This is a genomic window from Micromonospora rubida (assembly GCF_009908295.1).
In the GTDB taxonomy this organism is placed as follows: domain Bacteria; phylum Actinomycetota; class Actinomycetes; order Mycobacteriales; family Micromonosporaceae; genus Micromonospora; species Micromonospora rubida.
This window is the reverse complement of sequence record NZ_JAAALO010000014.1, coordinates 62,620-77,386: the sequence shown is the minus strand read 5'-3', so window position 1 is coordinate 77,386 and position 14,767 is coordinate 62,620. Positions and strand designations below refer to the sequence as shown.

The 14,767-nt window shown below is 70.9% G+C and carries 14 protein-coding genes and 2 pseudogenes; 8 read left to right on the top strand and 8 right to left on the bottom strand.

Annotated elements, in window-relative coordinates; all coding sequences use genetic code 11:
- Complete coding sequence (kdd, locus tag GVV04_RS30180; RefSeq protein WP_161692412.1) at positions 1-1,062, bottom strand: L-erythro-3,5-diaminohexanoate dehydrogenase; 1,062 nt, start codon at positions 1,060-1,062, stop codon at positions 1-3.
- Positions 1,063-1,205: 143 nt separating this feature from the next.
- Between kdd and GVV04_RS30175 the strand changes: the two genes are divergently transcribed.
- Complete coding sequence (locus tag GVV04_RS30175) at positions 1,206-2,612, top strand: KamA family radical SAM protein (RefSeq protein WP_161692411.1); 1,407 nt, start codon at positions 1,206-1,208, stop codon at positions 2,610-2,612.
- A gap of 385 nt (positions 2,613-2,997) precedes the next feature.
- Here the strand turns inward: GVV04_RS30175 and GVV04_RS30170 are convergent.
- A pseudogene (locus GVV04_RS30170) lies at positions 2,998-3,663 on the bottom strand (ArsR/SmtB family transcription factor); the annotation flags it as partial.
- 65 nt (positions 3,664-3,728) lie between these two features.
- Between GVV04_RS30170 and GVV04_RS34165 the strand changes: the two are divergent.
- Both GVV04_RS34165 and GVV04_RS30160 read left to right on the top strand, forming a co-directional pair.
- Positions 3,729-4,103 (top strand): annotated as a pseudogene (locus GVV04_RS34165) (cytochrome P450); the annotation flags it as partial.
- Between the two features lie 94 nt (positions 4,104-4,197).
- On the top strand, positions 4,198-4,989 hold the full coding sequence (locus GVV04_RS30160) for an isocitrate lyase/PEP mutase family protein (RefSeq protein WP_161692408.1): 792 nt from the start codon (positions 4,198-4,200) through the stop codon (positions 4,987-4,989).
- An 84-nt stretch (positions 4,990-5,073) separates the two neighbouring features.
- Here the strand turns inward: GVV04_RS30160 and GVV04_RS30155 are convergent, their stop codons facing one another.
- Positions 5,074-5,268 (bottom strand): CsbD family protein, encoded by a 195-nt coding sequence (locus GVV04_RS30155; RefSeq protein ID WP_161692407.1) that lies wholly within the window; start codon positions 5,266-5,268, stop codon positions 5,074-5,076.
- 514 nt (positions 5,269-5,782) lie between these two features.
- Between GVV04_RS30155 and rox the strand changes: the two genes are divergently transcribed.
- The gene (rox, locus tag GVV04_RS30150) at positions 5,783-7,207 is read left to right on the top strand and encodes a rifampin monooxygenase (RefSeq protein ID WP_328822658.1); all 1,425 of its coding nucleotides are present in this window, start codon (positions 5,783-5,785) and stop codon (positions 7,205-7,207) included.
- 98 nt (positions 7,208-7,305) lie between these two features.
- Positions 7,306-7,914, top strand: coding sequence for a histidine phosphatase family protein (locus GVV04_RS30145; protein WP_161692405.1), 609 nt, complete (start codon positions 7,306-7,308; stop codon positions 7,912-7,914).
- Here the strand turns inward: GVV04_RS30145 and GVV04_RS30140 are convergent.
- From GVV04_RS30140 to GVV04_RS30125, 4 genes are read right to left on the bottom strand one after another with little or no spacing between them, the layout of a single operon-like run.
- Complete coding sequence (locus GVV04_RS30140; RefSeq protein WP_161692404.1) at positions 7,847-8,350, bottom strand: Lrp/AsnC family transcriptional regulator; 504 nt, start codon at positions 8,348-8,350, stop codon at positions 7,847-7,849. The two genes, GVV04_RS30145 and GVV04_RS30140, sit on opposite strands and share 68 nt — an antisense overlap.
- A 26-nt stretch (positions 8,351-8,376) precedes the next feature.
- On the bottom strand, positions 8,377-8,601 hold the full coding sequence (locus tag GVV04_RS30135) for a DUF433 domain-containing protein (protein WP_161692403.1): 225 nt from the start codon (positions 8,599-8,601) through the stop codon (positions 8,377-8,379).
- A 9-nt stretch (positions 8,602-8,610) separates the two neighbouring features.
- Positions 8,611-9,753, bottom strand: coding sequence for an acyl-CoA dehydrogenase family protein (locus GVV04_RS30130; protein WP_161692402.1), 1,143 nt, complete (start codon positions 9,751-9,753; stop codon positions 8,611-8,613).
- Complete coding sequence (locus tag GVV04_RS30125; RefSeq protein ID WP_161692401.1) at positions 9,750-10,865, bottom strand: M24 family metallopeptidase; 1,116 nt, start codon at positions 10,863-10,865, stop codon at positions 9,750-9,752. Before GVV04_RS30125 ends, GVV04_RS30130 begins: the two co-directional genes overlap by 4 nt.
- Before the next feature lie 231 nt (positions 10,866-11,096).
- Between GVV04_RS30125 and GVV04_RS30120 the strand changes: the two genes are divergently transcribed.
- Complete coding sequence (locus GVV04_RS30120) at positions 11,097-11,849, top strand: Clp protease N-terminal domain-containing protein (protein ID WP_161692400.1); 753 nt, start codon at positions 11,097-11,099, stop codon at positions 11,847-11,849.
- A 135-nt stretch (positions 11,850-11,984) separates the two neighbouring features.
- On the opposite strand, the gene GVV04_RS30115 is transcribed toward GVV04_RS30120, so the two are convergent.
- Complete coding sequence (locus GVV04_RS30115) at positions 11,985-12,923, bottom strand: NmrA family NAD(P)-binding protein (protein WP_201754382.1); 939 nt, start codon at positions 12,921-12,923, stop codon at positions 11,985-11,987.
- Between the two features lie 62 nt (positions 12,924-12,985).
- On the opposite strand from GVV04_RS30115, the gene GVV04_RS30110 reads away from it, so the two are divergent.
- The gene (locus tag GVV04_RS30110; protein ID WP_161692399.1) at positions 12,986-13,600 is read left to right on the top strand and encodes a TetR/AcrR family transcriptional regulator; all 615 of its coding nucleotides are present in this window, start codon (positions 12,986-12,988) and stop codon (positions 13,598-13,600) included.
- 245 nt (positions 13,601-13,845) lie between these two features.
- Positions 13,846-14,745, top strand: a complete 900-nt coding sequence (locus GVV04_RS30105; protein ID WP_161692451.1) for a 5'-3' exonuclease — start codon at positions 13,846-13,848, stop codon at positions 14,743-14,745.
- Positions 14,746-14,767: the final 22 nt, after the last annotated feature.

Below are 14,767 nucleotides of genomic sequence, written 5' to 3'. Positions count from 1 at the left end.
TCAGTCTGCCGCCAACCGCGCCTCGAAGAGACCACGCACCCCCGGCTCGGACCGCAACAACCCCAACGCCAGCTCCGCGTGCCCCGGCACGTACCCGTTGCCCACCAGCATCGTCACGTCCGCCGCCAACCCCTCCGCACCCAACGCGGCGGCAGCGAAACTCGTCGCCATCGAGAAGAAGATCACCGTCCCGTTGTCCGCCGTGGCCAACACCGCACCGTGCTCACAACCCGGCACGTCCACGCACACCACCGTCACGTCCGCCGGCACCCCCAGCGCCGTCGTCACCGCCGTCGACAACGCCACCGGATCCCGCGCGTCGGCCAACGCCACCTCCGTGGCCAGACCCGCCGCCACCAGGGCGTCCCGCTCCGCCGCCACCGGCACCACCCCGACCGTACGACCCGCGCCCGCCCGCCGCGCCGCCGCCAACGACAGCGACCCGCTCTTGCCCGCCCCACCGATCACCGCAACGCTCACCGGCCGCACGTCACCCGCCCGCTGCCGCTGCGCCACGTACCCGGCGACCACCCGCGCGGTCAGCGCCGGCGCCCCACACACGTCCAGCACGGCAAGGGACAACTCCGGATGCAGATCCGCCGGCAGCACCGCAGCGATCGACCGGGCGAACAAGATCGCGTACCCGTCGCACGGCACCTGCTCGCTGCGGCCGTCCCAGCGGGCCAGCCCGTCGGTGATCGTCAGCGGGGTCAGCGTCAGCGACACCAACGTCGCCACCCGGTCGCCCGCCTTCAGCCCCAGCGGGGAACGCCGCCCCGCCTCGTCGACGGTGCCGATCAGCATCCCGCCCGACCCGGTCACCGGGTTCTGCATCTTGCCCCGGGTCGAGACGATCTCCAGGACCTCGGCGCGGACCTTCTCCCCGTCCCCGCCGTGCTTCTCCCACAACTGCCGGAAACTCGCCGCGTCCAGGTTCAGCCGCTCCACCCTGATCCGCACCTCGTTCGGCGCGATCGTCGGGCTGGCGTCCAGCCGCCAGGCCGCCTGCGGCAGCACCCCCGCCGGTTCGACAACGCGGTGCAGACCCACCGGTGACGTCACGCCGACCTCCCCTGTCCAACCGCCCGAAGCCCTGGCCAGGACTCGCGTCGCGGGAAAACTTACGGCAGAATAATTTCTTCACCGGATATTTTCCAGTAGCCTACGGCCTGCTGATCATTCGCACCACGCACCGAGGAGGGGCCGTGACCCAGACCCAACCGGTTGAGACCATCCCTCAACCCCGTCACGCCCCGGTCGCCGTACCGACCGCCGGGCAGCCGTACGAATACCGCCGCAGCCCCCTGGTCGAACCCGACTGGACCCGCTTCCCCGGCTGGCGCCACGTCACCCGCGAGCAGTGGGAGAACGCCCAGTGGCAGCGCGTCAACTGCGTCAAGAACATCAAGCAGCTCCGCACCGTCCTCGGCGACACCGTCGACGAGTCCTTCTACACGGACCTTGAGGCCGACCAGAAGGCCCTGGCCACCATGTCCATGCTGGTGCCCCCACAAATGATCAACACCATGGTCCCGTTCGCGCCGATGACCACCGAGGCGCTCCTCGCCGACCCGATCCGGCGCTACATGATCCCCGTGGCCTCCGACCGGCGCACCGACTGGCCGTCGCACCCCTACGCCAGCCGCGACTCCCTGCACGAACACGACATGTGGGTCGCCGAGGGCCTTACCCACCGCTACCCCACCAAGGTTCTCGCCGAGCTGCTCTCCACCTGCCCCCAGTACTGCGGGCACTGCACCCGGATGGACCTCGTCGGCAACTCCACCCCCACGGTCGACAAACTCAAGCTCACCCTCAAGCCCGTCGACCGGTACGACGCCCACATCGCCTACCTCAAGGCCCACCCCGGCGTCCGTGACGTCGTCGTCTCCGGCGGCGACGTGGCCAACGTGCCATGGCGCAACCTCGAGTCGTACCTGATGCGGCTGCTCGAACTCGACACCGTCCGCGACGTCCGGCTCGCCACCAAGGCCCTCATGGGCCTGCCCCAGCACTGGCTCCAGCCCGACGTCGTCGAGGGCCTGGAACGGGTCGCCCGCACCGCCGCCCGCCGCGGCGTCAATTTGGCCATCCACACCCACGTCAACCACGCCCAGTCGATCACCCCGCTCGTCGCGAAGGCCGCCCAGACCGCCCTCGACGTCGGCGTGCGGGACGTACGCAACCAGGGCGTGCTCATGCGCGGCGTCAACGCCACCACCCCCGACCTGCTCGACCTCTGCTTCGCGCTCCAGGGTGAGGCCGGCATCCTGCCGTACTACTTCTACATGTGCGACATGATCCCCAACGCCGAGCACTGGCGGGTCCCCGTCTGGCACGCCCAGCAGCTCCAGCACGACATCATGGGCTACCTGCCCGGCTACGCCACCCCACGGATCGTCTGCGACGTCCCGTTCGTCGGCAAGCGCTGGGTGCACATGCTCACCGAGTACGACCGCGAGCGCGGCATCTCGTACTGGACGAAGAACTACCGCACCTCCATCGAGTCGGCCGACCTGGAGGCGCTCAACAAGCGCTACGCCTACTACGACCCGATCGACACGCTCCCCACCTCCGGCCAGCAGTGGTGGCGCGAGCACCACGACGACTGACCTTCACTTTTCCAGTTCGCCCTGCCAGCCCCGGTATTAGCCGGGGCTGGCAGTTTTTCGGCTCTGGCTCACTTTCGGTGGTGACACCCTGTAGCGGCGTCGCAGGTGTGCGCGCGAGCCTCTGACGTCGGCGCTTCAGGGCTGGCCGGTTTCGCGTGAAGGCTGCAACATGGAGCTGCTACGCCTTTTGCCCCGATAATGCAGGTTTAGACAGTGCTCCCGTCCGGCCGACTGGGCCGCTACTCTCTGCTACCACCGAATGTGAGCCAGAGCCAGTTTTTCTGGCTGGGTGAGCTGCGGCGCTGCCGCTATGGCGTCCTAGGACACTAGGTGCAGGGGTGGGGCGCTGCTGCCGCACAATCGCCATGCCGTCCCTGCCGCACATCTCGATTCCGAAGGATTCTCCGAGGACCCGCTGGCCGTCCGGCGTGACCCGCAACGCCCGGCCGGAACCGATCCGCTCGATCAAGTGCCGGCGGAGCGCCCAATCGCACAGCGCCGCCCCGACCACACCGGCCAGGTGGATCCGCCGTTCCGTCCAGTCCAGACAGGGTCGGATCACGGGCCTGGACCTTTTACGGGAGGCCAGGTCGATGCCCAGATCGGTGAGCCGTGCCAGGCCCATCTCGGTGACGGCGAGCCCCCGGTCATCGGTGAGGAAACCCCGGTCCGTCATAGCGTCGGCAATGGCCACGCCCAGGGTTCCTGCCAGGTGGTCATAGCAGGTCCGTGCTCGCGCTTCGGCGCTCATCTGTGCCGATTCGCGCAGATTCTTGGGGGTCGGCATCAGCGGAGAGTACGACGCCAGATCCTCGATCAGGGCCGCCGCTGTCGGGTTGGCCAGCCGGACATAACGGTGTCGGCCCTGGCGGTCCTCGGCCAGCAGGCCGCCGGCGATCAGACGGGTGAGGTGTTCGCTCGCGGTCGGCGGTGAGACCCTGGCGTGCCGGGCCAGCTCGCCCACGGTCCAGGCTCGGCCGTCGAGCAAGGCCATACAGAACGCCGCCCGGGTCTGGTCGGCGAGCAGCGCGGCGGTCTGGGCGAGTGACATGCCCTCATCATCCCCCGCGGCACAGTTCGGCGGAGGCCGAACTGTGCCGCGTCTACCGTCGACGCATGACCAGCTCCGTGCACGAGTTCGACCGTTACGCCGATATTCGGGCCACCCTCATGCTTCCCACGGACTGCGGGGATGAGTCCGCGCTGGAGGCCGCCGCCAACCGGATCGGACTGCTCGTGCAGGCATGCGACGCCACCGGCGACCTGATCGACCGTGCCAGGCGAGCGGCCGAGGGCCGCCCGGGCGGTCATGACATCGAGACGCTGCTGGTCGAGACCCTACGACACGATCCACCGGTACGTGCGACACGGCGGATGGCCGTCCGCGATACCCGCGTCGCGGGGGTGGATATCGCCGAAGGGGAGCTGGTCATCCTGGACCTCGCCACAGCTAACCGCGACCCGGAGGTATTCACGGACCCGGAAGCCTTCGACCTCGAACGCTCTGGTCCACCATCACCGCTGACCTTCGGCAGCCCCCCTACGCCGATGCCATCGGCGACCACACCTTCCCCGGAAGGCCATCATGATCAGCTTTGCGGCGCTGCACCACACCGGTACGCCACTACTGCTCCCCAACGCCTGGGACCACGCCTCGGCGGTAGCCCTCGCCGCGCAGGGCTTCCCGGCGATCGGCACGACGAGCCTCGGCGTGGCCGCAGCCGCCGGCCTGGCCGACGGTGCAGCAGTGACCTGGGACGAAACCCTCCTCCTGGCCCAACGGCTCGGCAAGGGACCGTATCTGCTCTCCGTGGACGCCGAGGGCGGGTTCAGTGACGACCCCGGAGAGGTCGGGGAGTTCGCCCGCGACCTGGCGGCGGCCGGAGCGGTGGGCATCAACCTGGAAGACGGCCGGGATGATGGCACACTCACCCCTACCGCCGTACACGCAGCGAAGATCGAAGCAGTGAAAGCCGCCGCACCGGACCTGTTCGTCAACGCCCGCACCGACACGTACTGGCTGGGCGGTCGTGAGGCGGAAACCCCACGACGACTCGACGTCTACCGGCGGGCTGGAGCGGATGGCGTGTTCGTTCCGGGCCTGTCTGACCTGGCAGGAATCGCCTCCCTGGTGAAGAGGCTCGACATCCCGCTGAACATTCTGTACTCCCCCACCGGCCCCACCGGCCCCTCCGTCGCCCAACTCGGCGAGGTGGGCGTGGCCCGGGTGAGTCTGGGATCACTGCTGTTCCGGGTGGCACTCGGCGCCGCGGTGGACACGGCGGTCGACATCCAGGCGGGCCGTCCGGTGAGAGGAAGGGCGCCGACGTACGCCGAGGTGCAGGCCCTGGGCCCCGCGAAGTCGAAAACGAGGTAAGGCAGTGTAGGCGCTCGGTAGCGGGTCTGGGCGTCACTGCGGCGGGCCCGGAGAGGATTCCTCTCCGGGCCCGCCGTGGTCAGGTCACTTCTTGAACGCGTCCCGCACGTCCCGGCCGGCATCCTTGACATGTTCGCCCGCCTGCCGGGCCTGCGCGTCGCTCTGTTCGGCGGCGCCCTCGGCCCGCATCCGCTCGTTGTCGGTGGCGTCGCCGATCCGCTCCTTGGCGGCGCCGGCCAGCTCCTCTGCCTTGTTCTTCGCCTTGTCGGTGAAGCTCATCTCGGACTCCCTCTGCTCCGGCGATTCGGGGCCGGGTGGCCTCCGTCGTCAGGCATGCCCGATAGATTCGGGCCGAAAACCTTCCCTCGTGCGCACAACCCGTAGGGCATCCTAGGAGGCTAGGGGAAATGAACGACAAGGGCATTGCCCGGTGCACGTACCGCAGCCGCAACCGGACGGGCCCGTTCGGAGCCGTGATCACGTGGCGGGAAAAGGACTGGACGGGATGACAATCGGGCTTGTAGCTTGCAGTTGACCGTGACACCACCCGAGGAGGTGAGACCCATGAACGCTGTAACGATGTGGGTGCTCCCCCTCCCGTCACGGTCGGGCGATTGACGTAGGTGTCGCCGGGAGCGCCTCGCCAACAAGGCACTCCCGGAAGGCAACACCTATGCACTCTCTGCAGTTCACCGCTGAGCCGTCGTCGACCGATACGGCCCAGCCCGACGCCACCGTGGGCGACATCCCGGGACTCCCATCGCCGGCCTCCGGCACCGATCGCGCGCCCCTCATCTACGACGTGATCATTGCCGGGTGCGGGCCGACTGGTGCGATCCTGGCCGCCGAACTGCGGCTGCACGACATGCGGGTACTCGTCCTGGAAAAGGAAACCGAGCCCGTGTCGTTCGTCCGCATAGTCGGCCTGCATATTCGCAGTATCGAGCTGATGGCAATGCGCGGGCTGCTGGAGCGCCTTCTCGAGCACGGAAGACAGCGTCCGGCCGGCGGCTTCTTCGCCGCCATCAACAAGCCCGCGCCCAAGGGCCTGGATTCCGCGCACGCCTATCTGCTGGGCATCCCGCAGCCGGTCGTCGTTCACCTGCTCGAAGAGCATGCGATCGAACTGGGTGCGCAGGTCAGGCGCGGTTGTGCGGTGGCCGATTTCGAGCAGGACGACGACGGTGTGACCGTCGAGCTGGCCGACGGGGAACAGCTGCGTTCGCGCTATCTCGTCGGGTGCGACGGCGGGCGCAGCACGGTGCGCAAACTGCTCGGCGTCGGTTTCCCCGGCGAGCCCTCGCGGGCCGAGACGCTGATGGGCGAGATGGAAGTGGGTGTGCCGCAGGAGGAGATCGCCGCCAAGGTTACCGAAATCGGCGAGACCAATAAGCGATTCAGCCTCAGGCCCTTCGGCGAAGGGGTCTATCAGGTCATAGTCCCCGTCCCGGGAGTCAGCGATCGTGCGGAACCGCCCACCCTCGAGGATTTCAAACAACAGTTGCGCACCATCGCCGGCACCGATTTCGGCGTGCACTCCCCGCGCTGGTTGTCCCGCTTCGGAAATGCCACCCGGCTAGCCGAACGTTATCGGGTCGGGCGGGTGCTGCTGGCCGGCGATGCGGCACACATCCACCCACCCATCGGCGGACAGGGCCTCAACCTGGGCGTTCAGGACGCATTCAACCTCGGCTGGAAACTGGCCGCACAGATCCGCGGCTGGGCGCCGGAAACACTGCTGGACACCTACCAGGCCGAACGTCATCCCGTCGCCGAGGACGTGCTGGACAACACCCGCGCCCAGACGGAACTGTCGTCCACCGAACCGGGCCCGCAAGCCGTGCGCAGGCTGCTCACCGAACTGATGGACTTCGACGAGGTGAACCGCTATCTGATCGAGAAGATCGCCGCGATCGGCATCCGCTACGACTTCGGCGCAGGCCCCGACCTGCTCGGCCGCCGCCTGCGCGACATCGACGTGAAACAGGGCCACCTCTACGGTCTGCTGCACCGCGGCCGCGGCCTGCTGCTGGACCGCACCGAACGCCTGACCGTCGGCGGCTGGTCGGACCGGGTCGATTACCTCGGGGATCCCACTGCGGTACTGGATGTTCCGTGCGTCCTGCTACGCCCCGACGGCTACGTCGCCTGGATCGGCGACGACCAGCAGGACCTGGACGACCACCTCTCCCGCTGGTTCGGCAAGCCCGTGAACTGAGTTCGCCTGAGCACCCGGGGCAGAAGATCCGAAACCTAGATCAACTTTTCGGCCCCGGGTGTCTCCGTCCTTACCAACACCCCTGGTTAACTGGGCGGATGGGAGAGATCATGCTCGTCCGCCACGGCGAGACCGAGTGGAGCGCCAACCGCCGGCACACCTCGTACACCGATTTGGATCTCACGGCCGACGGCGAGCGGCAGGCCCGCGCGCTGGAGGGCTTCCTCGGCGGCCGGCGGTTCGCCCGGGTGCTGTCCAGCCCACGCGGGCGGGCGCTGCGCACCGCGCGGCTGGCCGGGCTGACCGTCGACGCCACCGACCCGGACCTGGCCGAGTGGAACTACGGCGAGTACGAGGGCCGGACCACCGCCGACATCCAGGCCGACCGGCCGGGCTGGGACATCTGGACCGACGGCTGCCCGGGCGGGGAGTCCCCCACCGAGGCCGGCGAGCGGCTGGACCGGGTGCTCGACCGCGTCGCCGCCCTGCTCGACGCAGGCGACGTCGCCCTGGTCGGCCACGCGCACAGCCTGCGGGTGCTCGGCGCCCGGTGGATCGGGCTGCCGCCGGCCGCCGGCGGGCGGCTACGGCTGGACACGGCCACCGTCAGCGTGCTCGGCCACGAGCACGGGCGGCGGGTCATCCAGCGGTGGAACCAGTCGGCTCCCCCGCCGGCCGGGGCCGACGCGGCGGCGGGTCGGCGCTGATCTTCGGCGGCCGGTTCTCGTACGGGGTGGACAGGACGACCGTGGTGCGGGTGGTGACGTTCGCGGCCGTGCGGATCTCCTGGAGCACCCGCTCCAGGTCCGCCGGGCTGGCCACCCGCACCAGCAGCAGGTAGAAGTCCTCCCCCGCCACCGAGTAGCAGGATTCGATCTCCGGCAGGTGGGCCAGCCGTTCCGGGGCGTCGTCGGGCTGCGACGGGTCGAACGGCCGGATCGCCACGAAGGCCGTCAGCGGCAGCTCCAGCGCCTCGAAGGACACTCGGGCGGCGTACCCCTTGATCACCCCGCGCTGCTCCAGCCGGCGGACCCGCTGGTGCACCGCGGACACCGACAGGCCAACCTTCTCCGCCAGAACCGTGTACGACAGCCGCCCGTCGGCGGTCAGCGCCGCGACGATGGCCCGGTCGATGTCCTCCACGGCGTGAAACCTACCCGTAATCGCGCTCACCCGCGACGAGGGGCCGCCCGGTCGCGCACCGCGTCCGCCGCGTAGTGCAGCACCTCGGCCATGTCCTCCTCGTCCAGGAACGGCAGGTCGGTGAGGATGTCCGTGGCGCTCATCCCGTCGGCCATCATGGCCAGGATGGTGGCGACCGGCACCCGGGACTGGCGCACGCAGGGCGCGCCGCCCATGACGTCGGGGTCGACGGTGATCCGCTCGAAGATCATCGGGCCAGGCTAGCCCCTGGCCAGGTCGCGGGAGATGACCAGCCGCTGGATCTGGTTGGTGCCCTCCACGATCTGGAGCACCTTGGCCTCCCGCAGGTACCGCTCGACCGGGTGGTCGGCCACGTAGCCGGCGCCGCCGAGCACCTGCACCGCGTCGGTGGTCACCCGCATCGCCATGTCGGTGGCGAACAGCTTCGCCTTCGCCGCCTCGATCGAGTACGGCCGGCCGGCGTCGCGCAGCCGGGCCGCGTGCAGCGTGAGGGCGCGGGCGGCGGAGATCTGGGTGGCCGCGTCGGCCAGCATGAAACCGAGGCCCTGGAAGTCGACGATCGCCCGGCCGAACTGCTGCCGCTCGCGGGCGTAGCCGACCGCGTAGTCGAGGGCCGCCTGGGCCAGGCCGACGGCGCACGCGGCGATGCCGAGCCGGCCGGAGTCCAGGGCGGACATGGCGATGGTGAAGCCGGCCCCCTCCCCGCCGATCAGCCGGTCAGCCGGGACGCGGGCGTCGTCGAAGGCGATCTGGGCCACCGGGGACGAGTGCAGGCCCATGGTCCGCTCGACGGCCTGGGGGATGATGCCGGGGGTGTCGCGGTCGGCGAGCAGGCAGGAGATGCCCTTCGGGCCGGGCCCGCCGGTGCGGCAGAAGATGTTGTAGAAGTCCGCGACCCGGGCGTGGGTGATCCACGCCTTGGTGCCGGTCACCACGTACGCGTCGCCGTCGCGGGTGGCGCGGGTGGTCAGCGCCGCCGCGTCCGAGCCGCCCTGGGGCTCCGACAGGCAGTACGCGCCGAGCAGTTCGCCGCCGATCATGTCGGGCAGCAGCTTGCGCTGGGCGGCGGTGCCGAACTGGGCGACCGGGTAGCAGGACAGGGTGTGCACGCTGACCGCCTCGGCGACGGCGAGCCACCGGCCGGCGAGGATCTCCAGCACCTGGAGGTAGACCTCGTACGGCTGGGCGGCGCCGCCGTGTTCCTCGGGGTACGGCAGGCCGAGCAGGCCCGCGCGGCCGAGGGTGCGCAGCACCTCGCGGGGGAACTCGGCGCGCTGCTCGAATCCGACGGCCCGGGGGGCTAGCTCCCGGTCGGCGAGTTCGGTGGCCAGGTCGAGCAGGTCGTGGGCCTCGTCGGTGGGCAGGATCCGGTCGACAGTCATAGCGCGATGAGCTCCGTGGGGGTGGTGTTGAGCCGGGCCACGCCGTCCGTCGTGCAGACGACGATGTCCTCGATGCGGGCGCCGTGCCGGCCCGCGAGATAGATGCCCGGCTCGATGGAGAACGCCATGCCGGGCTCCAGCGGCCGGGGGTTGCCGGCGACCACGTACGGGTCCTCGTGGCCGTCCAGGCCGATGCCGTGGCCGGTGCGGTGCAGGAATGCCGGGCCGTACCCGGCGGCGCCGATCAGGTCGCGGGCGGCGGCGTCGACGGCCTCGGCGGTGACGCCGGGCCGGACCGCGGCGACGGCGGCGGCCTGGGCGGCGTGCAGCACCGCGTAGTAGTCGGTGAACTCCGCCGGGGGCGGGCCGCCCGCGACGTACGTGCGGGTGCAGTCGGAGCGGTAGCCCGACGGCATGGTGCCGCCGATGTCGACCACGACGGGCTCCCCGGCGCCGATCAGCCGGTCGGAGGTGCCGTGGTGCGGGCTGGCGCCGTTGGGGCCGGCGGCGACGATGACGAAGTCGACGGTGACGTGGCCGGCGGCGCGGATCGCGGCGGCGATGTCGGCGCCGACCTCGGCCTCGGTGCGGCCGGGGCGCAGCCACTCCCCCATCCGCAGGTGCACGGCGTCGATGGCGGCGCCGGCCTCGGTCAGGGCGGCGACCTCGGCCGGGGACTTGTGGATGCGCAGCTCGCGCAGCACGTCGCCGGCGAGGCGCTGGGTGGCGTCGGGCAGCAGGGCGCGCAGGGCGAGGACCTGCTCGGCCCACATCCGGTCGGCCAGGCCGACGGTTGCGACCGGCCCGTCGAGGGCGGCGGCCACCAGGGGGTACGGGTCGACGCCGTCGGGATGGTCGACGATCCGCACGCCGGTGGCCGGGGCGGGGGACGCCTCGGCGGCGGGTCGTTCCAGGGCGGGCACGATCAGCGTCGGCTCGCCCCGGGCGGGCAGCACGAGGCAGGTCAGCCGCTCCCCGGCGTGGGCGTCGTAGCCGGTGAGGTAGCGCAGGTCCGAGCCGGGGGTGAGCAGCAGCGCGTCGAGGCCTGCGGCGGTGGTGGCGCGCTGGGCGGCGGCCAGCCGGTCGGCCGGATACAACTCGTCGGTTTCCACCCGATGAGCTTAACGGTCGTTTGGTCGGTCCCGGGAGCCGGTGCGGTGCCGGAGCAGCCCGGACGGCGAGTCGTCCGTCCTGATCGGACAAGCGACGGGTACGCCGGCGCGGACGTGCGGGCCGGCCGGCGACCCAGGCCCGAATACCTCAGGGGAGACAACCACTGGCACAGATAACCCCCTTGGGGGTATACACATGGCATAACCCGTTGCTAACCCCATGGAGGGGCCGTGCCAAAGATCAACGTGTACCTGCCCGACGAGCTGGCCGACGCGGTCCGGGACAGCGGCGTACCGGTGTCGGCGGTCTGCCAGCGCGCGCTGGAACAGGCGGTCCGTCAGGTCACCGCCATCCGGCAGACCGCCCTCGGTGACCTGGGGGCCGACGACCTGGGCGAGCGGCTGCCCCGGTTCACCGCGCGCGCCCGCACCGTCGTCACGCTGGCGATCGACCGGGCCCGCGCCGCCGGCGCGACGTCGGTGGGCACCGGCGACCTGCTGGCCGGCATGCTCGCCGAGGGCGAGAACCTGGCGCTGCACGTGCTGCGGGCGATGGAGATCGACCCCGCGCACGTCCAGCGCGACCTGGACCGGCACCCGGGCGCCGAGCCGGGCCCCACGGGCGAGGGCTCGCTGCACCCCAGCACCCCCGCCGCCGCAACGCTCGAACTGACCACGACCGAGGCGATCGCCTTCGGGCACAACTACGTGGGCTGCGAACACCTGCTCCTGGGCCTGGTCACCGAGCCCGACGGCACCGCCGGGCAGGTGCTGCGGGCGCTGGGCGCGGAACCCCGGCTGGTGCGGCGGTCCGTGGCCGCCGCCCTGGCCGGCTACCTGCACCTGCGCGCCCAGACCCCCGGCGCCGCAGCAGCCGACCCGACGCGGGCGCTGGCCGAGGCGGTGCACCAGCAGCTCCAGCCGATCGTCGCGCGCCTGGAGAACCTGGAGCGGCGCCTCGACGCCGGCCCCGGGCAGCGGTGACCGAACGTGGTCGACGTCGACCAGGACCTCGGCTGAGCATCCCCCGCGCCCGGGCCACCACCGGCCCGGGCGCGGGCACGCCACCCGGCAAGCTGTTGACGCTCACGTAATTCCCCTGACCTGCGCTCGTCTTGGTCAATCCGTCGGGTGGGGGTTCCCGGTGAACGAAGTGGCGTGGTCGGTGGCCCACTGGCGGAAGGTTCGCGCTGGCCTTCCGAGGAGGTCGGACACCGTGGAGGTGACGTATGCCGGGCGTCCCACCGCGGCGTTCCATGCGGCCAGGAGCATGTCCACGGCCGGGCGCGAGGTTTCTGGGGTCTCGCGCCGGAAGTCGTCGGGCGGCATTTCCTCGAACGTCAGCCGGCGGCCCAGCGCGTCGCCGATGATGCGTACCTGTTCGGCCTGAGTGAGTGACTCGGGGCCGGTCAGGACGTAGTCGCCGCCGGTGTGTCCGCTTTCGTACAGGGTCCGCGCGACGACCGTGGCCACGTCTCGATCGTCGACCGGGGCTGTCTCGGCCGCGCCGTACGGCCACCGGACCACGCCGTCGCCACGGATCGCGGCGGCCCACCAGAACAGGGCGTTCGACGCGAACATCCCCGGCCGGATGATCGTCGAGTCGAGTCCGGTGGCCGCGATGAGCCGCTCGATCTCGGCGTGCAGCGCCGCCATCGGGTTCGGTTGCTGGAAGAACGGGTGCGGGGTCCGGTGCGGTGCGGACAGGTAGACGACCCGCTGTGTGTGGGCGGCCAGCCGGTCGACGACGGCCGCCGCGGTCTGCGGCGGGGCGGTCCAGACCAGGAAGACCGTACTGATGGCGTGCAGCGCGGCGTCGAGCGATTCGGGCACGGTGAGATCGCCGGTGACGATCTCGACGTTGTTGGGCAGCGTCGCCGCCGACTCGGAGCGGCGCACGAGGGCACGAACCGGCACGCCCGCGTCGGTCAGCAGGTCGACCACGGCGCGGCCGATGCGTCCGGTCGCCCCGGTGACGAGCACCGGAGGCCCTCCTGTGGGGGTCATGGCATCCCCGCCGTCGTCGACGGAGTGCAGCGAGTGTCTGTCTGTATCCATGGCACGATTGAATCGTTACCAGGTTACATATGCAACTCGGTAACGGATGTTACCGTGGTGAGGTGAGCGAGCCGGTCGGGCTGCGGGCCCGCAAGAAGGTACGAACCCGGGACGCGATCGCTGACGCGGCGATCTCGCTGTTCCTGGCGCGCGGGTTCGACCAGGTATCGGTGTCCGACATCGCCGCGACGGCCGAGGTGTCGAAACCAACCCTGTTCCGCTACTTCGCCACCAAGGAAGACCTCGTCCTGCACCGCTTCGCGGACCACCACGGTGAGGCCGCACGCGTGGTCCGCGACCGGCGCCCCGGTATCGCGCCGATCGCGGCGCTGCACCGGCATTTCCGGGCCGGTCTCGATCGCTTCGAGCCCGTCACCGGCCTCAACGACCATCCCGAGGTGGTGGCGTTTCATCGGCTGGTGTTCACCACCCCAAGCCTGGCGGGACGGCTCCTGCGGTACACGCTCGACGATGAGGACGCCTTGGCCGCCGTCCTCGACCCGGGTATCGGGGGCCGACTGCAAGCCGCCCAGGTGATCGCGGTTCAACGCGTACTGGCCCGGACCAACTGGCAGAAGATCGCCGACGGGCGGACCGCACACGATGTGCACCCCGAGGCGGTCGCCGACGCAGACCAGGCCTTCGCCCAACTGCCCCACGCGACGGGCAACCCCTAGCCTGGTGTTGACCCGGTTCGAACCAGCCCTCGATCCAGTCGAAGGGCAGTCGGGCGGCGGCCTGACGATTGCCCCCCACCCGGTCGGGGACCTGTCCTTCGGCCCCTACGGAGCTGCCCCGTCCACGCTCCCGCTCCATCGACAGCACAAACGGGGCAGCTCCATAGCGCGCTGACCGCCGCGCCGTACCCGGATCGTCGGGGGGTTGTGCCACGCTGTCCGGCGTGGCACACCGATCCCCGATCATGCTGATCGACGCTCCCAGCCTCTACTTCCGGGCCTACTTCGGCGTCCCCGAGTCCGCGGCGAAGGCCGAGGACGGCACCCCGGTCAACGCGGTGCGCGGCTTCCTCGACATGCTCGCCTCGCTGATCCGCACCCGCCGCCCAGACCGGATGGTCTGCGCGATGGACCACGACTGGCGGCCGGACTGGCGGGTGGCGCTGCTGCCGTCGTACAAGGCGCACCGGCTCGCGCCGGAGGGCGGCGAGGTGGTGCCGGACACCCTCACCCCGCAGGTGCCGATGATCCTGGACGTGCTGGCCGCGATCGGCATCACCGTCGTCGGCGCCGCCGGTTACGAGGCCGACGACGTGCTGGGCACCCTGTCGGTCACCCAGGAGGCGCCGGTGGAGGTGGTCTCCGGCGACCGGGACCTGTTCCAGCTCATCGACGACGACCGTGGGGTGCGGCTGCTCTACGTCGGGCGGGGCGTGGCGAAGCTGGAGGACTGCGACGACGCGGCGGTGCGGTCCCGCTACGGGGTGCCCGCCAACCGGTACGCCGACTTCGCGGCCCTGCGCGGCGACCCGAGCGACGGGCTGCCGGGGGTGGCCGGCGTCGGGGAGAAGACCGCCGCCCGGCTGATCGACCGGCACGGCGACCTCGACGGCATCCTCGCCGCCCTCGACGATCCGGGCTCCGGGTTCGCCCCCGGGCTGCGGGCGAAGCTCGACGCCGCCCGGGACTACCTGGCCGTCGCGCCGAAGGTGGTGCGGGTGGCGCTGGACGTGCCGCTGCCGGAGCTGCCGACCGCGCTGCCGACCGCTCCGGTGGCCCCCGACCGGCTGATGGAGCTGGCCCAGCGGTGGAACCTGGCGGGGTCCTGCCGCCGGCTCGTCGACGCCCTCGCCGCCCAGGGCTGACCCCACCGACGGCCGACCAAGC